The organism is Cytobacillus sp. EB106-05-05-XG126 (genome assembly GCF_058791715.1).
The window spans coordinates 587,012-606,667 of sequence record NZ_JBYTDU010000001.1; the positions used below are offsets into that span (position 1 = coordinate 587,012).

The 19,656-nt window shown below is 37.4% G+C and carries 21 protein-coding genes and 2 pseudogenes; 12 read left to right on the forward strand and 11 right to left on the reverse strand.

Going from position 1 to position 19,656, the window contains the following annotated elements; genetic code table 11:
* Positions 1-265: 265 nt before the first annotated feature.
* The 6 genes and pseudogenes from AC3WTL_RS02885 to AC3WTL_RS02910 all read left to right on the forward strand — a co-directional run.
* Positions 266-919, forward strand: a pseudogene (locus AC3WTL_RS02885) (transposase); the annotation flags it as partial.
* Positions 920-1,108: 189 nt separating this feature from the next.
* On the forward strand, positions 1,109-2,011 hold the full coding sequence (locus tag AC3WTL_RS02890; RefSeq protein WP_492368972.1) for a LysR family transcriptional regulator: 903 nt from the start codon (positions 1,109-1,111) through the stop codon (positions 2,009-2,011).
* Between the two features lie 221 nt (positions 2,012-2,232).
* Positions 2,233-2,748: an acyl-CoA thioesterase gene (locus AC3WTL_RS02895; protein WP_019382162.1), complete on the forward strand. Its 516-nt coding sequence runs from the start codon at positions 2,233-2,235 to the stop codon at positions 2,746-2,748.
* A gap of 24 nt (positions 2,749-2,772) precedes the next feature.
* Positions 2,773-3,144, forward strand: coding sequence for a hypothetical protein (locus tag AC3WTL_RS02900; protein ID WP_048008585.1), 372 nt, complete (start codon positions 2,773-2,775; stop codon positions 3,142-3,144).
* Positions 3,145-3,777: 633 nt separating this feature from the next.
* The gene (locus tag AC3WTL_RS02905) at positions 3,778-4,206 is read left to right on the forward strand and encodes an ASCH domain-containing protein (protein WP_394578614.1); all 429 of its coding nucleotides are present in this window, start codon (positions 3,778-3,780) and stop codon (positions 4,204-4,206) included.
* An 810-nt stretch (positions 4,207-5,016) separates the two neighbouring features.
* Entirely contained in the window at positions 5,017-5,529 is a 513-nt protein-coding gene (locus AC3WTL_RS02910; RefSeq protein ID WP_492368973.1) for a CBO0543 family protein, read from the forward strand.
* 3 nt (positions 5,530-5,532) lie between these two features.
* On the opposite strand, the pseudogene AC3WTL_RS02915 reads toward AC3WTL_RS02910, so the two are convergent.
* The 3 genes and pseudogenes from AC3WTL_RS02915 to hxlA all read right to left on the reverse strand — a co-directional run.
* A pseudogene (locus AC3WTL_RS02915) lies at positions 5,533-5,640 on the reverse strand (short chain dehydrogenase); the annotation flags it as partial.
* Positions 5,641-5,737: 97 nt separating this feature from the next.
* The gene (hxlB, locus tag AC3WTL_RS02920; RefSeq protein WP_076258576.1) at positions 5,738-6,295 is read right to left on the reverse strand and encodes a 6-phospho-3-hexuloisomerase; all 558 of its coding nucleotides are present in this window, start codon (positions 6,293-6,295) and stop codon (positions 5,738-5,740) included.
* Between the two features lie 8 nt (positions 6,296-6,303).
* Positions 6,304-6,936, reverse strand: coding sequence for a 3-hexulose-6-phosphate synthase (gene hxlA, locus AC3WTL_RS02925; RefSeq protein WP_076258578.1), 633 nt, complete (start codon positions 6,934-6,936; stop codon positions 6,304-6,306).
* Between the two features lie 252 nt (positions 6,937-7,188).
* Here hxlA and hxlR point away from each other — a divergent pair, with 252 nt between their 5' ends.
* On the forward strand, positions 7,189-7,548 hold the full coding sequence (hxlR, locus tag AC3WTL_RS02930) for a transcriptional activator HxlR (RefSeq protein WP_048008590.1): 360 nt from the start codon (positions 7,189-7,191) through the stop codon (positions 7,546-7,548).
* 169 nt (positions 7,549-7,717) lie between these two features.
* Here hxlR and AC3WTL_RS02935 read toward each other — a convergent pair whose 3' ends face one another.
* Positions 7,718-8,152: an Rrf2 family transcriptional regulator gene (locus AC3WTL_RS02935; protein WP_048008591.1), complete on the reverse strand. Its 435-nt coding sequence runs from the start codon at positions 8,150-8,152 to the stop codon at positions 7,718-7,720.
* Positions 8,153-8,375: 223 nt separating this feature from the next.
* Here AC3WTL_RS02935 and AC3WTL_RS02940 point away from each other — a divergent pair, with 223 nt between their 5' ends.
* Positions 8,376-9,239, forward strand: a complete 864-nt coding sequence (locus AC3WTL_RS02940) for an SDR family oxidoreductase (RefSeq protein ID WP_492368974.1) — start codon at positions 8,376-8,378, stop codon at positions 9,237-9,239.
* Between the two features lie 629 nt (positions 9,240-9,868).
* Positions 9,869-10,972: an L-dopachrome tautomerase-related protein gene (locus AC3WTL_RS02945; protein WP_197249640.1), complete on the forward strand. Its 1,104-nt coding sequence runs from the start codon at positions 9,869-9,871 to the stop codon at positions 10,970-10,972.
* A gap of 120 nt (positions 10,973-11,092) precedes the next feature.
* Here AC3WTL_RS02945 and AC3WTL_RS02950 read toward each other — a convergent pair whose 3' ends face one another.
* The 5 genes from AC3WTL_RS02950 to AC3WTL_RS02970 are packed head-to-tail and all read right to left on the reverse strand — an operon-like array spanning position 11,093 to position 13,409.
* On the reverse strand, positions 11,093-11,392 hold the full coding sequence (locus AC3WTL_RS02950) for a spore coat protein (RefSeq protein WP_404321763.1): 300 nt from the start codon (positions 11,390-11,392) through the stop codon (positions 11,093-11,095).
* 18 nt (positions 11,393-11,410) lie between these two features.
* Positions 11,411-11,605, reverse strand: a complete 195-nt coding sequence (locus AC3WTL_RS02955) for a hypothetical protein (protein WP_049662129.1) — start codon at positions 11,603-11,605, stop codon at positions 11,411-11,413.
* Positions 11,606-11,623: 18 nt separating this feature from the next.
* Complete coding sequence (locus AC3WTL_RS02960; protein WP_492368975.1) at positions 11,624-12,760, reverse strand: zinc-dependent alcohol dehydrogenase; 1,137 nt, start codon at positions 12,758-12,760, stop codon at positions 11,624-11,626.
* 18 nt (positions 12,761-12,778) lie between these two features.
* The gene (locus AC3WTL_RS02965) at positions 12,779-13,147 is read right to left on the reverse strand and encodes a spore coat protein (RefSeq protein WP_163140457.1); all 369 of its coding nucleotides are present in this window, start codon (positions 13,145-13,147) and stop codon (positions 12,779-12,781) included.
* A 16-nt stretch (positions 13,148-13,163) separates the two neighbouring features.
* On the reverse strand, positions 13,164-13,409 hold the full coding sequence (locus AC3WTL_RS02970) for a hypothetical protein (protein ID WP_048008599.1): 246 nt from the start codon (positions 13,407-13,409) through the stop codon (positions 13,164-13,166).
* Positions 13,410-13,553: 144 nt separating this feature from the next.
* Between AC3WTL_RS02970 and AC3WTL_RS02975 the strand changes: the two genes are divergently transcribed.
* Positions 13,554-13,676 carry a hypothetical protein gene (locus tag AC3WTL_RS02975; RefSeq protein WP_282956703.1) on the forward strand — a complete coding sequence of 41 codons (123 nt, stop codon included), beginning with the start codon at positions 13,554-13,556 and terminating at the stop codon, positions 13,674-13,676.
* Positions 13,677-13,687: 11 nt separating this feature from the next.
* On the opposite strand, the gene AC3WTL_RS02980 is transcribed toward AC3WTL_RS02975, so the two are convergent.
* Together AC3WTL_RS02980 and AC3WTL_RS02985 are read right to left on the reverse strand one after the other, a co-directional pair.
* Entirely contained in the window at positions 13,688-14,191 is a 504-nt protein-coding gene (locus tag AC3WTL_RS02980; RefSeq protein WP_282956702.1) for a CBO0543 family protein, read from the reverse strand.
* A gap of 478 nt (positions 14,192-14,669) precedes the next feature.
* Complete coding sequence (locus AC3WTL_RS02985; RefSeq protein WP_492368976.1) at positions 14,670-15,146, reverse strand: hypothetical protein; 477 nt, start codon at positions 15,144-15,146, stop codon at positions 14,670-14,672.
* Positions 15,147-16,815: 1,669 nt separating this feature from the next.
* On the opposite strand from AC3WTL_RS02985, the gene AC3WTL_RS02990 reads away from it, so the two are divergent.
* Complete coding sequence (locus AC3WTL_RS02990) at positions 16,816-17,283, forward strand: hypothetical protein (RefSeq protein ID WP_492368977.1); 468 nt, start codon at positions 16,816-16,818, stop codon at positions 17,281-17,283.
* A 370-nt stretch (positions 17,284-17,653) separates the two neighbouring features.
* Positions 17,654-19,417, forward strand: coding sequence for a Rieske (2Fe-2S) protein (locus tag AC3WTL_RS02995; protein ID WP_492368978.1), 1,764 nt, complete (start codon positions 17,654-17,656; stop codon positions 19,415-19,417).
* Positions 19,418-19,656 lie beyond the last annotated feature (239 nt).

Consider the following 19,656-nt stretch of genomic DNA (forward strand, 5'->3'; position numbering starts at 1 on the left):
ACTATCTCCCACACAAGGGAATGGAACAAAGATAAATAATTCGATTGGAGAAACCCGATTCCTTCATGAGGAGGAACCGGGTTTCTTTTTGTGGCTAGATTGTAAGCTGTGCAAATAGCACAGAAAAAATGCACATAGGATGGCTGCTTTTGCAGAGTGAGAGCTTTTGAGGAAGTATCCGATGAAATATGGAAGACTACTTCAAAACGATAATATTAGTTAAAAAAGTGCTCGTTTCCTATTTAGGGCGAATACCTCTAACTTGAAAAGCAACAAGCTGGATGATGATTCTCCAACTAAGAATGATGTAAAAGGTGCCAAGGGCCTTGCCCAACTGGTCAAGGACGGAAGATACGCCGAACCTACAACCGCAAGGTGTTTATGCGAACTCCGTGTGGCAAAGAAAATTGGCGATCTTTTAACAGAGGACCTAAAAACGGTTCAGGGACAGATGCACAACTGGATTGACCGGAATTTTCCGGAATTCTTGAAGGTCATTAAGACGTGGGAGGGCAAGGCTGCATTACAATTCTTACAGCTTTATGCATTACCGCATGAAATAGCAGATTTACTTATCCATTTAAGAAAAACCGCAAAATGAAGTGTAGGTGCCAATAAGATTTGGAGTTAAGCAAGCAGCGAGTCAGCTCATCGGAATCCGCCAAGGCTCTGAGGTGGCAAAAATGGAGCTAAAAACTCTTCTGTCTAAATATGATCCGATCCAGACGGAATTCGAAGAATTGAACGTAAAAGAAGATTCCCTGCTTGATGAAATCCGGGTGTAGCTCAAATGTTAGCTGTCAAGGTGTTGGAAGAGATACTGTCGCTGGTTTCTTTGCGGAAGTGGGTGTCCAAAGTGGACTACACTCACTCCCGTCAAATCATTAAGCTGGCCGGCTTGAGCCTGAAGGAAAATACGAAAGAGGCCATAAGAAGTTAAGGGCTTTGACTAGTTTAATATTAATCGTTGAGAACCGCACCATAAGTAAATGAGGCTTTTTAAAAAATATTGATTTGCTTTCTTGATAAATCACAAGCGAGGTTGCCAAAGTAAAAACTGTGGTAGAATAAATTATCTTTAAAAAAGTATATAAGGTGTTTGATAAAATTGGAAATTAAACATTTGGAGTGTTTTATTGAAGTTACACGTACTGGCAATTTCACTAATGCAGCTGAAAATCTGTTCATTACGCAGCCTGCCCTCAGTAGAATTATCAAATCATTAGAGGTTGAACTTGGTACACAGCTATTTATTCGTACAAGAAAAAAGCTGATATTAACAGATGCAGGATTTATTCTAAAAAGACATGCATTAATAATTGAAAAGCAGTTGCAGCTATTGGATGCGGAACTTGGTAAGATGTTCATGCTAAAAAAGAGCCATGTCCGTATTGGGCTCCCTGCCATTACCAATTCCATTTTCTTCTCACAACTGATTGCTTCGTTTCATGAAAAATATCCAGAGGTTACATTTCAATTGGAGGAGCATGGATCTAAGCCGATTGAAGAGAAGGTTATCAATGGCTTGCTAGATTTTGGGGTTGTCGTTCTTCCAGATAAAATTGATGATTTCGACTATTATATGTTTGTTAATGAGGAATTGAAACTAGTTGTACCCGCGTCTCATCGTCTTGCCGGGAAGCAGGAAGTGTCATTGGAAGAACTTAAAGAAGAGAGCTTTATTATGTTCAACCGGGATTTTGAGTTAAGAAACCTTGTCACCACTGCTTGCAGAGAAGCTGGTTTTCAACCGATAATTATTTCGGAAACATCACAATTAGATTTTATTCAAGAATTAGTTGCTTACAATATAGGTATTACATTGCTGCCTGAGAATACATGTTTAGAACTAGCTAGTGATTTTCGGACTATAACCGTAACCAATCCGACAATCGAATGGAATCTAGCGATGATCTGGAAAAAAGATGCATACTTATCACAGGTTGCGAAAGAATTTATCCGATTTGCCAAAGTAAAGCTGTCGACAGCTAATCATAACCATGATTCATAATCTAGAATAAGTCAAAAATTAGAAGGCTTCCCCTTGTTTAAGAGGGGAGGTTTTTTTAATTGTATAGGCTAAAGAGCGCTTACATACTGTTTTGTTATGAATTGTATATGGGATTGGCATTGTATCTTTCCACAATAGTCATATTATAATTGTCCTTGTGAAAAAGCTAATGCAAATGAGGCGAACGCTTCAATGTAATTTATATAGGGTGGTAGTCATTCATGGAAGCTAAAAAAGTTAAAGAAACGCGTGTTGTTCAAACGGATCAAGTACTCATTAATGATTTGAACAACTATCATACATTATTTGGTGGAGTTCTAATGAAGAAGATGGATGCTTGTGCGACGCTTTCCGCTCGCAGGCATTCACGGGTAAAGGAATGTGTTACTGCATCGACCGATTCAGTTAATTTCCTCGAACCGATTCGACAAAGTGATTCGGTCTGTATAGAATCATTTGTCAGCTACACAGGTAAAAAGTCAATGGAGATTTTCTGTAAAGTAATTGCCGAAAATCTTGAAACTGGAAACCGCAGAATCGCAGCTACTGCATTCTTAACTTTTGTACCTCTAGATCAAGATAAAAGACCGATAGAAGTGCCAACTGTTATTCCAGAAACAGAGGAAGAAAAATTTCTCTATGAAACGGGAAAAGAACGTGAAAGAGTTCGCAAGCTAAAAAGACAAAAAAATAAAGAACTTGTGTCCAAACTTTCACTGGATAAACCATGGGACTAATACGAATCAAAAAGGAGAGATATTATGCTGACAACATCGAGTTACGACCAATTGAAAAATGCGCAAATGGCTATCGGAAAATTAAAAGACGCAAAACCATCTATTTATAGAAAATTTATAAATATCATTAAACTGACTCGTCAATTGCAGTTTGGATATCAATATATGGGTGCATTAATTATGGATGAAGACCCAGGTAAATTCAATTCGAAGTCAAAAGATGATTATGTATTGTCTGTCTATTATCGGGAAATCGAAAATTTAAAAACAGATAAAAAATTCCTTGATTTACAACAGTTACTCAAGACGTATAAACAGCTTAGCTATGCTAATATTAGCAAGTTGGCATTGGGGGAAAAACCAGAAGCATTAGTTGGTCCAACTATAGTCCGTTAATAGCGGAAGGGAGCCTTTCGCTTAGAACTTTTATGTGAACCGTACTAAATTCATACAACATTAAACTTACCTAATCTATAGAAATTTTTTAGGAACAGTTTAACATTGGCCAATAAAACTGTTCCTAAAAATCTTTTTTGTGAAATGGTGCATGGAGTGCCGGTTAAAAACCTTCTGCCGCATCTAATTAACGACTGTAGAACTAAAAGATGCGGAAGGTTTAGTAAATATAATCATCCAATCGATTCATCAATAATTCAGGCTGACCCCGAGGTTCTTATGAACACTTACAGGGTCAGCTTTTTTATATTCAGAGGAATTTTGGAAGTGATTTATTTCTAAATGAAGGTTAAATTAGTGGTCGGGATTTTCCTGATCACTAACCATTCCAGGTTTTTAAGATAATGAATTATTTGGCTGGGCTTTATTAGCAAATAAAGTAAAGATGAGTTTGGGAAAAATTAGTCGCTTCCGCCGTACAGGTTTCAATGTGCTTTTTAGTAGTAATCCCCTCAATTTTTATTTTTCCGGAAGATTACTGCTTACCGTGGGAAATTAAACCTTTTTTCTAATAATATTCTTCTCTACGGACACGATAATACAAAGGAAACTTATAGATTGGTGGCCGGGAGAATGAAGGTATTATCTATGATTCAGCCTTGGGCAAGTCTTTTTGTCCTTCGAGAGAATGAATTTGAAACAAGGTCATGGAAAACAAATTATCGCGGGCCGCTGGCCATTCATACAAGTAAAAAAATAGATAAGGCTGTTTGCAGGCATGTGGCCATCCGTTCGCTGCTCGGTAAGCATGGATATACAGAAGAGACCCTTCCGACCGGAATGATCATTGCTGTAGGCCGGCTTGAAAATTGTCTGAAGATAACTGAAAAAAATCAGACAACAGCAGTCCTGGAAAATGGACAAATCGTATCAGGAAATGATTATTTTTTAGGAGACTTTACTGTGGGAGGATATGCTTGGGAGGTTCAAGACATGAAGATCTTGAATGAACGTATCCCAGCAAAAGGCCAGCTTGGGTTATGGGAAACTGATTTATTGTGAAAGGCGATGAAGGTAAGCAGTATTTCACTTGTACATAGAAATAACGGATTAATTTTTATACTGAGGTGACTTTAAACGAGAGGGAGATTTAGTGATCTTAGGATGTTACAAAGGTTTTTTCGCCGAGTTAAGCGAGAAAGTTCGTGGGAGGCATAAATATCATCATGCATAAGATTTTCTATTCCTCATAAGTTGACATCCTATTAGCTAGTATAACGAATAACAAATAAGAATTCAGCTTTCCGTTTACTGTTTGTTTTCTTTAGATGCAGTATTTTTTTGACATTATATGTACAAAATAATGTAGATGAAAATAAAAATGGTGGCAATTATGAAAACATTGTGACTTTTTCTTGTTTTAGCAATATTATCCTTTACTTCCTTATACATCTTGAAGAAGAAAATGAACGTCATTAACATCTTGGGCTGTTATTTTTTCTCCAATATTCTTATTACAAATACAGGTCTAATCATTAATTTAAATTTAGAACTTACAAAGCAAGATCCAAGTCAGTTAATTTTTTGGACACAAAAAATTCCTGAGTTGTCACTCAAACCAGCGTTACTTTTATGGGTTATTTATATTTTGTTCTCTAAAAGAACTATTTTCAGTAAACTTATTCATCTCTTCATCTTCTTAACAGCACTCATTTCAATTGAAATATTTTTCGTTCATATCGGATATTTGGAATGGGTAAATTGGAATGTATTTTATTCATATTTGAGATACACTCTGATTATTTTATTATTGGCTATTTACTCATTTTATTTAGAAAAACTTATTTATAGAGACAAAGAGGTGAATACGTCATGATGTTACCTCTTCCTGAGAAATTTGATTCAAATGAAATGTTTATTCTCTTTTCCACAATACTTACTTGGTCCCTCATGTTTATATTACCTAGACGATTGCCTCCTGCTACCATCACAATTATTTGGACATTTAATGTTTTTCTTGCTTTGTCAGCTGATATTACCCTTAGTGTAAAACCATATGAATTATACTTTACAATTGATCATAAAAAGCATGAATTATTTGATGTATTATTGCACTTTGTAACTTACCCTACTCTTTCTTACTTTGTCGTAAACTTCTATCAATATAAAAAACCAAAAGGCCTAAAGTATCTATTTTATATTATTTTTTGGGCTGGGGTAGCGATTGCTCTAGAATGGATTGCAGTAAAGTTTCAAGTTTTTACATATACAGGCTGGAAATTGTATTTATCCTATATCACTTATTTGGTTGTTTTTGCTGCTACCATTTGGCTTTCGAACTTTATTGAAAAGAAGGACCCTTACAAAAGGACTCCAACTAATTGACTCGATTAAAACACCATTAACTCCTTCTTTTGCTATGGCGATAGCAGTAGCTCGTCCAATACCTCTGCCTGCACCAGTAACTAAAGCAGTTTTGCCATTTAATGAATTCATTTTTTTTACTCCTATGAACTGGTTTTTATACAAATTAAAATAGAAAGACCGCAATCTTGCATAGATAGTTTGCGGTCTTTCATAGACAAACAACGTTTTATTCTAAATTGGCGTGTTTGCCATACATCTTATTTGTATCCAAGCCCTTTTTCTCCATGAACCTCAGAATAACAGCATCGCAGAATAGTAAGAGAGTTTGCTCGAATAATGAGCCCATAGGCTGAATGGTTTTATAATCACCTTCCGATTGATCCTTAGGTGAACCAGGTAACTTAATCTTTATATCCGCTATTTTTCCGATTGTGGATTCGGGGAAAATCGTTACGGCGGCAATCGTTCCACCTATACTTTTTGCTTTCTCTGACATGGATACAAGGCTTTTCGTTTCTCCTGAACCTGAAGCGATGATCAAGATGTCATCTTTTTCAAAGTTAGGGGTCACCGTTTCGCCTGGTACATAAGCATCTATGCCCATATGCATCATTCGCATCGCAAATGACTTGGCCATAAATCCAGATCTGCCTGCGCCAGCTACAAACACTTTTTTTGCTTCAAGAATCCCATTAACCAATTTCTCAGCTTCTTCATCCGGAATGTGGTCAGTTGTTCTGATTAACTCTTTTAAGATCTTAGCTAAATATTGTGAAGTATGCATGCTTGATCTTACCCTTTTTTGATCATTTCTTGCATTGTTGCTGCTGCAGCTTTTGTATCAGCTTGACCTGTAATACCGCCGCCAACAATGACAAGGTCTGGATTTACTTTAATGACTTCTGGAAGTGTTTCTAATTTAATGCCGCCTGCGATTGCAGTTTTTGCATTTTTTACAACACTTTTAATCGTTTGCAGATCTTCAAAAGAGTTTTTTCCTACTGCTTGAAGGTCGTAGCCGGTGTGGACACAAATATAGTCTACACCCATTGCATCGACTTCTTTAGCACGGCCAGCTAGATCTTTTACAGCAATCATGTCAACAAGGATTTTTTTGCCTTGTTTTTTCGCTTCTTCTACAGCACCTTGAATAGACATATCTTCGGCTGTGCCTAGGATCGTAATAATATCAGCACCTGCTTCAGAGGCTTTCATTACTTCATAACCAGCAGCGTCCATGATTTTCAGGTCTGCTAAAACCTTTAAATTAGGGAATGCTTCTTTTACTGCCTTTACTGCATGGAGACCCTCGTTGATTACGACTGGGGTACCGATTTCTACGATATCGATATGTTCCCCCACTTCTTTAACAAGCTCAATTGCTTCTGGAATATTGACTAAATCTAAAGCTAATTGTAATTCCATATATGTTCACTCCTATTAATTTTATTCGGATTTTTCGTACAGTTATACTGTCTCCAAAATTAAATAGATCCTCTTCAGGAATATTATCCTTTTGGAGTATTATCTGTACCAGCAGCCGGGATCGATGATGTTCCCAATCGCTGAACAATTGCAAGTATACAACCTATAACATTTTAGTGGAAGTACGCACTTTTATTTTACATAGTGCTAAAAAGTATACTATGGGGTATAATAACGATAGAGGTGAGTGAAATGTCACGAATGCAGGATAAGATCTTTAACTGTGAAAAGGAATTGACGCTATCAGTTATCGGTGGAAAGTGGAAAATGCTGATTTTATGGCATCTAGGGAAAGAAGGAACCAAGCGATTTGGTGAATTGAAGGCTCTCATGCCAGGAATCACGCAAAGGATGCTTGTGAACCAATTGCGTGAACTGGAAGAAGACTTGATAGTAGATCGGAAAGTGTACCCGGTTGTTCCTCCAAAAGTGGAATATACCCTTACTGAACAGGGGAGAAGCTTGATGCCGATTCTTGATGCTATGTATAAATGGGGTAAAAACTATATGGAGACTGCAGGGTTAAACCCTAAGAAAGAGTCAATTAATTAAAACTTGACTATATAAATCGAGGCAAATAGCACCACAATATAGAAAGGGGCAATGTGATATAGCATTGCCCCTTTTTCTTTGTTTGCCTTGTAAAAGGCTGACAAAACATATCTATTAGATTGTAAATGCCAATGGTAATGACATACCTTTATTAAACTATGACTAGTTGTTAATTTATTTTTTCTTTTTCAAGCATATCCTTAACTACATACTCGATGGTTACATTTCCTAAGACCTTTTCCATCGCTAATTGTGCAGCAGACAATATAGGAATGATCGTATTTTGAATGTTTCTTCCTACAGGACATTTAGGATTTGGACTTTCATGAACATTAAACAACTCATTATCCTGTACGACATTAACTGCCTTATATACATCTAGCAGAGTAATGTCAGATAAATTCCTTGCAAGCTTAGTTCCCGGAATACCAGGATGTACCTCTACTAACCCTGCTTTCTTTAGCATTCCAATAATTTTCCTGATAAGTGCTGGATTTGTGTTTACACTTTCTGCTAAATATTCAGATGAACTTACACCGTCTTTATTAAACTCTATAAGAGATAATATATGAACGCCTACAGCGAATCGGCTGCTAATGGACATTTATTCATCACCTTTCTTGCATCTTCATAAGGATAAATCTTTTCTTGTAATAAATGTGGTTACACTCTTAATATTATACCTTAAAAAATGACCATTTATAGTTATTGACAAAATCTTAAAATGTAATTATTATGATTACATGTAACTGAGTTGGTTACAGTTAATTTAATTGTATGTAACTGATGGATGTAACGATAAACAATTTTATTGGGAGGAATGGAAGATGAGATTGTTAGTAACTGGAGCTACAGGGAAATTGGGCACCAAAATTGTTGATGCATTGTTGAAAACTGTTCCAGCAAATCAACTTGCAGTTAGTGTTCGGAATCCGGAGAAGGCAGAAGGAATAAAAACTCGAGGGGTAGAAGTTCGCCAGGGAGATTTTGACCGTCCAGAAACTTTAGATACGGCTTTTAAAGGAATCGATCGCTTATTGATTATTTCTGCGGATGGAGACAATGAAACAAGAATTCGTCAGCACACAAATGCGGTTTCTGCAGCAGAGCGTGCCGGTGTTAAATTTATTGTATATACCAGCATTGCAGACGCCAGGGAAAGTAAAAACATGCTTGCTCCAACACATAAGGCAACGGAAGAAGCTATTTTGAAAACAGGAATTCCTTATTCTTTCTTGCGTAACAATTGGTACTTGGAGAATGAAAGTTCAAGCATTCAAGGTGTACTGGCAGGAGCACCATGGGTGACTTCTGCAGGAACTGGTAAAGTTGGCTGGGCACTGCAGCAGGATTACGCAGAGGCTGCAGCAGCAGTATTAGCTGGTAACGGGCAGGAAAACACTATCTATGAGCTCTCTGGCAAGTTATTTACACAGGAAGAGTTTGCCTCTGCACTTGGCGCTGTATTGGGTAAGGAAGTACCAGTACACCAGGTTGATGATGCTTCCTATGCTGAGGCAATAAAGGGTGCTGGCGTTCCAGAATTCCTCATTCCTTTTCTAGTTGGTATCCAGAAAGATATTCGAGAGGGTACACTTGAAATCGAGAGCAGCGATTTTGAAAAACTACTTGGACGTCCTGCTGCTCCACTTAGCGAAGGATTATCTCAAATCGTTCAAAGTATCCAATAAAGTGTATTTTGGGATTTTATTATAAACCCGTAAATAAAAATCGCCTTTTAATAAACAAAAAAACAACATAATTCAGAAAATAAGTAATAGGTCTGGTTTTTGCGTATAAAAATTAAATTAGCACACAAAGAAGCAGTCCATTTCGCAACTGAATTGGTCTGCTTCTTTGGGTTAATGAGAAAAATTTTGAATAGGAATGGTATATTATGCGACCAACCTATTAATGTTTAAAAGGAGGTAATGATAAATCGTGAAACTGACTATAAAAAATTGGCTTTCTAATTTGCGATGGTACAATTTTAAGGCTATTATTGCGTTTTTTGAATCAGCATTATCTTACATATTTTATAAAGATTATCCCAGCCTTGAATATCGGGAGTGGTATTTGTAAAAAAATTATATACTTTAATGCGAAGCTGGGAACTCAGATGATGTTGCTGTTTGATACCTGAATTTCTTAAACTTGTCATTTGCTCTGAAAGCATATGAAGTTCCGACAAGACTTTTTAAATTTTAAACAATCAATTCCATCATCTTTAGTTTAGAAAAATTTGTTAAAAGACATGCACTTGAAAAAATATAAATCATATATAGGTGATATCCCGTTTTAAATGGCTGAGGAGGATAACATGAAACCTATGCTGCCTATTGAAAAATATTTCGGTAAGTTAGAACTAGTTCATACATTTTATGGGGCTATGCCTACAGGTGTTAGTGTTTCGGAAACTGGTCGTATTTTCATTTGTTTTCCGAAATGGGGAGACGATGTTAAATTTACGGTTGCCGAAATTGTTGAGGGTGAATTGCAGCCTTATCCTAACTTACAAACCAATTTGGTTAACCCCGGGAATATCAGAATGACTTTCATCAGTGTCCAAAGTGTAGTTGCGGATGGAAGGGGAACGCTTTGGGTATTGGATACAGCGGCACCCAATTTTTCTGCACCAATTAAAGGTGGGGCAAAATTAGTCGCTGTTGATTTAAAAACCAATACAATTAGAAGCGTATATACCTTTACAGAGGATGTAGTCCTGCCAACAACTTATCTGAATGATGTCCGATTTGACTTTCGTGTTGGAAAAGCAGGTTATGCCTATATAACTGATTCATCTTCCAAAGGACCCGGAGCTATTATCGTTGTAGATTTAGAAAATGGAAACGCGTTTAGACGGTTAAATGGAGCAAATTCAACTTCACCCGATCCTTATTTTTTACCGAAAGTAGAAGGTGAAATTTTAATGAACCGAAACAAAGATGGTTCCACATCTCCATTTAGATTGGCGTCTGACGGTATTGCGATTTCTCCCGATGGAAAGGTATTATTTTTTTGTCCACTTACAAGCCGTCATCTGTTCTCGATCCCAACAGAAGCCCTGAGAGACAGAAATATACCGGACATGGATTTACCTTATCATGTGGAGTACTGGGGAGAAAAAGGTGCTTCTGATGGAATGATCACTGATGCAAAAGGAACCATTTATGCAGGAGACTATGAAAACAACAGTATTCGAAAGATATTGCCAAATGGCACAATGGAAACCATCGCACATGACCCGAGAATTTTATGGCCGGATACTTTTTCGATTGGTCCGGATCAATACTTATATGTCATTGTGAACCAATTACATCGGCAGGCAAGATTTCATTATGGAAAAGACCTGCGACAAAAACCTTATAGTTTAATTCGTATGAAAATTGGTGAATTTCCTGCTCCTGCCATTTATAATAAATAAAATAGAATTTGTAATTGTGAAAAAATTATGGTCACAAAAGGAGGAAGATTATATATTAAATCATTTTTGGTTTGTTAGGAACAGTTTAGGTTGTAATTTTAAACTGTTCCTATTTTATTTTTATAGAGAGGGTAAGTTCAATGCTGTATCGATATTATTTAAATCTAAATTGATTTGTTCGTTTGTATCCCAAGCATGATACCATCCTTTTTCTTCCATATATAAGGAAACTTGTTCATGTATATCAATAGCTTCCGTTAAATGGCGAGTGAGCATTTCTTTAATTTCGGGCGTTCCTGATTCTGTAACAGCCATGGCAAAATTTCTAACTCCACTCTTAGCTGCAATCAATAAATCCATTGCAACCACTTGATCCGAGAGTGCGTTCATGCCAGTTAAATTTTCAATGATTGGATTCATGTTCATTCACCTCCTAATTTACTGCTTAGCGTTTGTAAGGATAGAAGCATATTCTTGTAATTGTACCGTAGATAAATCAATGTCTTGCTGCATAATATCTTTTAATCGCTGATCTGTAACTAACGCTTTCATCGTTTTGGATTTAGTCAGACAATTAGTCTTAAATGCAGCCATCTCATGGACCTCAAGAACTTCATGCAAGGCGTAGTTCATTTTTTTATACCTCCTTCCTTAAGGTTTCAACACGACTTTAATACATTCGTCCATTTTTGTGTCAAAAATCTCATAGCCATGTTTTGCTTCACTAAGAGGAAGGACATGACTTACTACATCGCTCGGGTCAATCTTACCACTTGTTACCAATTCGAACATGTATGGCATATAGTGGATGACAGGAGCTTGACCGGAGCGGATATTGATATTTCGCTGCATAATATCTCCAAGAGGGAAACCATTATATCTGCCGCCGTAAACGCCAGTAACTTGAATTGTCCCGCCTTTACGCACTGCTTGTGAAGCCATTATAAACGCACTTAATGCTCCCCCTTGAAGCTTCATTCCGCTCGCAAGGAACTCCATATCAGTCATTTTACCGTCCATACCAACAGCGTCAATAACAACATCAGCCCCGCCTTTGGTAATTTCCTTAAGATAATTTCCTACATTCTCATGGTCCTCAAAGTTAACAATTTCTACTTTGTTGGTACGTTTGGCGTGCTGCAAACGATAATCGACATAATCTACTGCAATCACACGCTTTGCACCTTTTAACCAGCAGAATTTTTGAGCAAAAAGACCAACTGGACCGCAGCCAAATACAATAACTGTATCTCCGGCCTTTACGCCTGCATTGTCAACACTCCAAAAACCAGTGGTCATAGCGTCAGCGATAACGGATAATTTTTCATCTGGTTCTTCACAGGTTTCTGGAACCTTAAAGTGAGTGAAATTGGCAAAGGGAACACGTAAATATTCAGCTTGCCCGCCTGGATAACCGCCAGTCGTTCCCGAGTATCCGAAATATGCACCCATATCACCATTATCATTAGAATTATCACATTGGCTTTCCAAATGGTTTTTACAATAAATGCATTCACCGCAGGCAATGTTAAATGGAATAATAACACGATCTCCTTTTTTTACTTTCGTAACATTTGGTCCAACCTCTTCAACAATTCCCATCGGTTCATGACCGATAATATAGTCTTCCTGCATATTTGGAATCATTCCATGGATTAAATGTAAATCAGACCCACATATAGCTGTACTCGTTACTTTAATAATCATGTCATCTGGTTTTTCAATCTTTGGATCTGGGACGTCTTTGACTACAACATTTTTAATACCTTGATATGTTACTGCCTTCATTGGTTACAGCCTCCAGTGTTAGTGATCATCAGGTGTCCGGTCAAACATACCTTTTCTATTGGTCTCAACGGGAAATAAATTCATTTTGCCAATCATCAATGTATTGTTGGCAGAGAGTTGATCTAGTTTATACTGTTCACTTAGTTCGTAAGGATGGAACCATTTTTTATTAATCATTAGTTCTGTAATTTCTTGGTGCATGGCAATCCCTTGCATTAACTGTTTTCGTAAGAGGTTTCTGACATCAGGTGATGCGGACTCCGTTAATGCTACAGCAATATTGCGGACACCTTCTTTGGCACGAAGAAGTAAATCCATCGCAAATGTGGTATCTGCCAGCTCTGGTACGTGTAGCGAGTTTATAGGGTCTAAATAGTCATTATTCAATGAATTTGCCTCCTTTTCAATTTACTATTGGTGTTGGCCGGTTTTGAGGAACAGGAGCTTCAAAAGGTGCGCGTTGATAAACTGCCTGTAATTCTCCAAGCGCTTGAATGGATTGTTCAACATCTTTTTGCATTAATGCTCTTAAATCATTATCAAATACCAGTCCTTGCATTAGTTTTGATTTCGCTAAGCAAAGGGTTTTAAAATTTATAACTTCATGTAGATCCAATGACTCATGATCAGCTAATTTTTGATTATCCATTTCTAATTAACCTCCTTATTCTTTCGTACAATCAATTGTATTGTTCCAAAATAGGAGGGAAACATTCTTTAATGTTTTTAAAAATTAATGGTTGGTTGGAATATTCATACAGTGGGGGAAATTCATTTATTTTGGTGGCTGCGGATGATTGTATCGGCGGTCTTTTTTCTTGTATCTAAAAAAATGTCCAACCAGAAATATCCGGTTGAACTTAAAATACGAAAGGAAGAAGAAATGCCTTATCCTTCTTACTCTCTTGTTGATTAAGAACCTCCATCTTAAGAAAAATCGTATTTATTATTGAAGAGACTTCTTATAACAGACATTGAAAATCTGACCAATAAGAAGGAAAAAGAAAGCGAATAGAAAGTGGTTTTCCAATTCCATCCCTTTTTATATTTTACAAGCTGTGTATTTTTTTCTAACCATTGCTCAGTAATAGTCATCGGTACACTGAAATACAGAACTTTTAAAAGGCAATCAAGGATGCGAGAATCCTTAGTCAGTTGATTATAAAAAACACAAGATATTGGGAAAAGAATGTAATCAAAAACCAAACTTGTTTTAACTTGTTTTGGAAATCGGGTGGGATATTTAACGTAGCCTTTATTTACAACTAGTTGATCTACCAATGATGCATAATAACTTTTTATAAAGAAAACAAGGAGCCAATCCTTTGCAAGAGGTTTTTTAATTAAGTAAATAAAGGAACTAATACCAAAGAAATAAAGCAATTTTATAAGGTTTTTTTCAAATTTTCTACCTATGTTCAGCACCTCCATAATATAGGTTATCTCTGATGCAGGTGGTTATACTTAGGACATTCGAACATTAGTTAAGTAAACAATATGGGAAATATAAGGAGGATACTATTAACCATCTAATGCATCCATTTTTAGGTTCAGCCAATGATGAGAGTTCCCTTTTATGCGGCTTTTCACAAAGGGGTTAGGGAAAGAATCGGACATTAATTAAACAAATCAGTTTATGAATAATCGTGTGGAACCTTATCATATTTAGAGGTATAAGCAAGGAGTATCATTTGATTTACAGTAGAATTCATATGCTATTGCACTGCAAAAAAAGACCAAATAAAGCAGGCCAAACCAAACAAAGATCTGTTAAAGGCTTCGTAGAGTCTGTGGAACAAGCTTAATGATTGTGAAATCAGCGTGTACAAGTATTCGACTCGGAAATCTCTCTGTTTTCAGGTGCTTTGTTTTCCTTTCCCCTAAGAATGGGCGTCAAGTCAGTTCTTAGTCATTTATTTACTTTGGGCTGTTCCAACACTTCTTCCTGCCACAATTGATACAGATAGAGGATGAACGCAAAACCGACCATCATAGCAACAATAGCTATTGTAGACAAAGTCGATTCACTCGAAACAAGCCCCATCCGTTGCCATACCGGGTAAACAATATACATAAAAGATCCGTCCAAAAGTATATTGACAGTCAAATACATCCAAAATTTCCTGAAAGTAAAGTGGAATACCCAAATAACTATAACTAAATATGCTCCATACACCCAAGGAACCGGTACGACTTTATCCCATCCGAACAGACTGGAACCTGTCTCTTTCCACCATCCGTAATGATAAGCCGCCTGATATGCCAAGGTATGAATAACGGTCATAAATAGAGCGACAGGCATGTACCTGCGTACAATATCCATTTTCAAAAAGAACAAGGACGCCCAAGGCAATATCAAGAGTGACCAGAGAATAATCTGTTTCATGTTTGTAAAACCCCACATTAGTTTTATATGTAGTGTACTCTTGGTGCATATATTTATTCGCTTATTCGATAAAGGTAACTGAAACACCGACTTAGTTATGCAGATTAACATTCCAATTGGGTATGATTTTTTGCGTTGAGCTGCGAAAAAAGGGTTTTACAGCCATTTCATTTAATTTGTGAAAGTAGTGTGTATACAGAGAGGGGTCACTCAAAGGGAGAGTAAGAGGGTAAACCGACAGTATAGAAAACGAAGATGTAGATATTTAACAAAAGAACCTAGAGAGTAATTCAAAAATGGAAACTTTTCAAAGAGTGATTCCGCTTTATTAGATGAAAGATTAGAGCATAGGTCCATAATCAACGAGCCGGACAAATGTCGAATAAAAGTACTGCAACAAGGGGCATCCTAAAGAAAAAGGGATTGTTATTATGATTGGACTAATAGTTGCGATTGTCACATTTAACTTGATAGCTTTCAGAACAAATAAGAGGTTAACCCCTAATCAAATTGTCCATATTTGGGCATTTACCATAGCGTTTCAACAATCTTTTGACAGCATAATTGAATTTAAATACCATGGTTACTGGTATTTTGATAAGGAAATTGATTGGATTGGAATACTTCCGCATACGATACTTATTCCTCCAGTCAATATGATGTTCCTCAATTGGTACCCTTTTAAGGAAAAAATTATTAAACAGTGCTCATACATACTCCTATGGGTTATAAGTATATTGGTTTATGAGACAATCACTTTACTTCCCCAACCATGGGGTTATTTTCATTACGGTTGGTGGTCGATATGGCACTCAGCTGTAATTGACCCCATACTTTTCTTAATTTTACTGAAATATTATAAGTGGATTAGCAAATTGTAAGGACATTTTCAATGAGAGAAAGCGAATAATTAGAAAGTTTCCTCCTTTCGCTTACCGGGTGGCATTAGCTAACGAACGGAGCTGAGCTGTCACTTTATTGAGTCAAACCAGCTAAACCTTTGTCAATATTTTTCAATGAAGACTAAAATAACCCACGCTATTCTATAAATGTGAATGCCTAATAACCTTCCATGTTCTTTCGTTGAAGGATTCGTGTTACTTAGATTAATTTTGTTTCAAAGCAAGCTCCTGGAATTTCGTTATATGAAATTTGTCCTTCCAGGTATTGAACAACAGGGGAATGATGGTTTCTGACCCCTTTCCTCATTACTTCCTCCAGAAATTTTATAAGTAAGCCAAGACCTACAACCGTATGAAAAGTTTTTGAAACTTTACTATAAGGTTTACCTTCTTCTAAAGTGCTTGAACCTGACTTTCCCCTTTTGAAATATCCAGACAAATTAATGGATTCATTCTTAGATCTCCTCTTAAATTAGTAATTTGCCAGTAAACCCTAATCTTCCATGCAGTCTCACCGCTTCGTTTGTTATACGTGTTCTATGTCCCAACCAGCCTTAATCATGTTTCTGCAAGTAAGAAAGAGGCAGGTTTGTTCAAAAAAGCAATCATATTATTGATAACTGGGCATTGGTCCTCAAAAGGATAATTGCACTTTTAGTTTGCGTTTTTATATATTCATGTTGCAACAATACATAACGAACATCGTCTAAATAGATAAACAGATGCCTGCTCAGATATTAGTGCATTCTTTTTTAGGAGGAAACCTCATGAAGAAAAGGTACCATATTATAGCTCTCTTTGGTTTAATCATCACTGGGTGTACAAATAATGGTGTGACTCAAGAAGAGCCAAAGCCACCTAAAGCCTTTATAGAAGTGGATAACGAAAGATTCGAAACTATACTTGGAACCTATTGCTGGTCGACGAAAGGTCAAGCCGAATGTGTGGATAAAGCTGAACCAATCGAGCTTTTGAAAGGAAGTGAACCAATTGAAGTAAGTCCTGGTGAAAGTGTAGCTTTTATTATGGAATATGAACCAAAACCAAATAAAATTCATGTTCTGCAAATAAGCAGTTCTGAAGAATCGGAAGTTAAAATAAGTAACAATCATTTCACAGCGCCTGCCCAAAAAGGGATTTATTATTATTCATATGGAGCCTGGTGGATGGATGAAAAGAAAGAGAACACATCTGCTGGAGATGCTAATTATGCATTTGCCATAGAAGTAAAGTAAATTTTCTTCTTTAGCTAACAGGTTAACGGGGCAGATTACTTTAAGAACGTATCAGATAACACTCTTACTTATAATCTGTGTATTAAATTCAGAATTGAAGGTTACCAGTCATAGTCGTTGTAAGAGGAGGCAATTCAAAAAACAGCTGAATAACCAAGATGCGATTAAGATTCATAAGATTATCAATATATGAATGGTCATTGGAAGCGAGAGCATACCGAAGTTAACATTTGTTTTTAGGTAGATTCTCAGACTTTTGGATGAAAAAAGTCCACACCTATGAAGGATTCCTGTATTCCATCAATAATATAAAATAATAGATAACAATTATTGTAAGTCTTCTATGAATTCTTTAGGGAGAGTGATACCATTGTCAGAATTGATTTATGCCGGTTCATTAAAGACGCTTGAAGATGAAGGTGCAAAGGTCATTAAAGGTGGAAATCAAGCAATTGCCGTATTTGTGTACGAAAAACAAGTCTATGCGGTGGATAACCGTTGTCCGCATATGGGCTTTCCCCTTCATACTGGAAGCCTATGTGATGGGATTTTGACGTGTCACTGGCATCATGCCCGCTTTGATATAAAAAGCGGAGGAACCTTGGATCCATGGGCGGATGATGTCCCTACATACCCTGTCGAGATTAAGGAAGATGAGGTTTGGGTTTATCCAGTTCCGTTTAATAAGGTGACAATCGAAAAATTAAGGCAGCGATTACGTGACGGCCTTGAGCAAAATATTAGTCTTGTCATCGCCAAATCAGTTGTTGGATTAATGGAAGCTGGTTTTCCATCGACAGAGATAGCAAAAATCGGCGTCGAATTCGGAACAACACATCGGAGGAGCGGATGGGGATCGGGATTAACGATTTTAACAGCCATGACCAATGTATTGCCCAAATTAGATAAAACTGGGCAGGTTTTAGCGCTGTTTCAAGGCCTGGTTCATGTTGCACGGGAAAGTTCCGGCATGGGAACACGCTTTTTGCTTGGATCCCTCCCTGTATTAAATGAAAAGAATACCCAATCATTCGAGCAATTATCAGAATGGTATCGTCATTGTGTGGAGGTGCGTGATTCACAGGGAGCTGAACGGGTGCTATTGACCGCGATACAATCGGGATTCTCGGACGAGCAGCTTGCTGACATGATGATGACAGCGGTGACAGATCATTTCTATGTAAACACAGGTCATACTCTTGATTTTCATAATAAAGCATTTGAAATTTTAAATCAGATTGGTATTGAGCACCGGCCCTATGTATTATCATCCTTGCTGCCTGGTATCGGCGATGTATCCCGCAGTGAAGAATCCCATAGCTGGCAATCACCTGTGAACCTGGTCAAACCCTTAAAGGAGGCATTCCGAGAATTACCTGATATACTTGCTGATGACACATCACGAGGGGACGCTGGTATAGATGAACCAGCCTTGGTTGAACAAATTTTATCAGATAACCCTATTAAAACGGTAAATATGATGATTGCTGCACTTAAAAACGGCGTCACTCCTTCCCGGTTAGCCCAGCTCGTAACTTTAGCGGCTGCTGATCGGATTTCCCGCTTCCATGTACAAAATGATTTCAGGGATTGGATCACTGTACTTCATACTTTTACTCACGCACATGCTGTACACGAATCGTTACGCCGCTCTGCTACGCCTGAATTGACCCGGGCTGTTTTCCATGGAGCAATGAGTGTGTATCTTGATCGTTTTCTCAATACACCCTCCGCCAGAAGGCCGGAACCAAAGGATGTGGAAACTGAACCGCAAAGTCCTTCAGAATTGTTGGAGATGATGAATCAGCAGCAGCAGGTTGCGGAATCAGCAAGATGGGTAGTGAATTACCTGGCACGCGGCGGTGATAAAAGCGAACTCTTCAATACGCTCGGGCACGCTTTACTAAGGGAGGATGCAGAGTTTCACTCCTTTCAAATGTATGAAGCAGCAATGGTCGAACACGATCATTGGGAAAAAGAGGATTCAGAGCTTGCCAGGTATGCACAGGAAACATTGATCCTTGCAGTAACACGTTATCTGGCAGGCCATGCCCCAACTGCGAGAGAAATGCCGCATACAGCACAAATTGCCATGCGCCTCCACCGGGGAGAAAAATTATTTGAAGATGATTGATCAATCGATGACGAGTCATGATTCAGAACGAGAAGGACAAACAATCGTATCATGCTCATTAACGCTTTTATAAACCCGTTTTAAAAGTGTCTAATCCCATGTATATAGGGGTTAGGCACTTTTTTAATATCATAATTAACGTTCATCATGACTATTATCCAACAAACTGGCCATATTGTTGAATAACTGCCTATATATCTTGATAAGCCTCAATAAATATTTGATGAAAACATTTACCA

Excerpts from the sequence above, each read along its gene's own strand:
- AC3WTL_RS02955 (WP_049662129.1), bottom strand. The coding sequence starts at position 11,605 with ATGAACTACGCCTTGCATGAAGTTCTTGAGGTCCATGAGATGGCTGCA.
- AC3WTL_RS02945 (WP_197249640.1), top strand. The coding sequence starts at position 9,869 with ATGAAACCTATGCTGCCTATTGAAAAATATTTCGGTAAGTTAGAACTA.
- AC3WTL_RS02950 (WP_404321763.1), bottom strand. The coding sequence starts at position 11,392 with ATGAATCCAATCATTGAAAATTTAACTGGCATGAACGCACTCTCGGAT.
- AC3WTL_RS02960 (WP_492368975.1), bottom strand. The coding sequence starts at position 12,760 with ATGAAGGCAGTAACATATCAAGGTATTAAAAATGTTGTAGTCAAAGAC.
- AC3WTL_RS02990 (WP_492368977.1), top strand. The coding sequence starts at position 16,816 with ATGAAGAAAAGGTACCATATTATAGCTCTCTTTGGTTTAATCATCACT.
- AC3WTL_RS02895 (WP_019382162.1), top strand. The coding sequence starts at position 2,233 with ATGGAAGCTAAAAAAGTTAAAGAAACGCGTGTTGTTCAAACGGATCAA.
- hxlA (WP_076258578.1), bottom strand. The coding sequence starts at position 6,936 with ATGGAATTACAATTAGCTTTAGATTTAGTCAATATTCCAGAAGCAATT.
- hxlB (WP_076258576.1), bottom strand. The coding sequence starts at position 6,295 with ATGCATACTTCACAATATTTAGCTAAGATCTTAAAAGAGTTAATCAGA.
- AC3WTL_RS02970 (WP_048008599.1), bottom strand. The coding sequence starts at position 13,409 with ATGGATAATCAAAAATTAGCTGATCATGAGTCATTGGATCTACATGAA.
- AC3WTL_RS02980 (WP_282956702.1), bottom strand. The coding sequence starts at position 14,191 with ATGGAGGTGCTGAACATAGGTAGAAAATTTGAAAAAAACCTTATAAAA.
- AC3WTL_RS02935 (WP_048008591.1), bottom strand. The coding sequence starts at position 8,152 with ATGTCCATTAGCAGCCGATTCGCTGTAGGCGTTCATATATTATCTCTT.
- AC3WTL_RS02900 (WP_048008585.1), top strand. The coding sequence starts at position 2,773 with ATGCTGACAACATCGAGTTACGACCAATTGAAAAATGCGCAAATGGCT.
- AC3WTL_RS02910 (WP_492368973.1), top strand. The coding sequence starts at position 5,017 with ATGATGTTACCTCTTCCTGAGAAATTTGATTCAAATGAAATGTTTATT.
- AC3WTL_RS02985 (WP_492368976.1), bottom strand. The coding sequence starts at position 15,146 with ATGAAACAGATTATTCTCTGGTCACTCTTGATATTGCCTTGGGCGTCC.
- hxlR (WP_048008590.1), top strand. The coding sequence starts at position 7,189 with ATGTCACGAATGCAGGATAAGATCTTTAACTGTGAAAAGGAATTGACG.
- AC3WTL_RS02975 (WP_282956703.1), top strand. The coding sequence starts at position 13,554 with ATGATTGTATCGGCGGTCTTTTTTCTTGTATCTAAAAAAATGTCCAAC.
- AC3WTL_RS02940 (WP_492368974.1), top strand. The coding sequence starts at position 8,376 with ATGAGATTGTTAGTAACTGGAGCTACAGGGAAATTGGGCACCAAAATT.
- AC3WTL_RS02905 (WP_394578614.1), top strand. The coding sequence starts at position 3,778 with ATGAAGGTATTATCTATGATTCAGCCTTGGGCAAGTCTTTTTGTCCTT.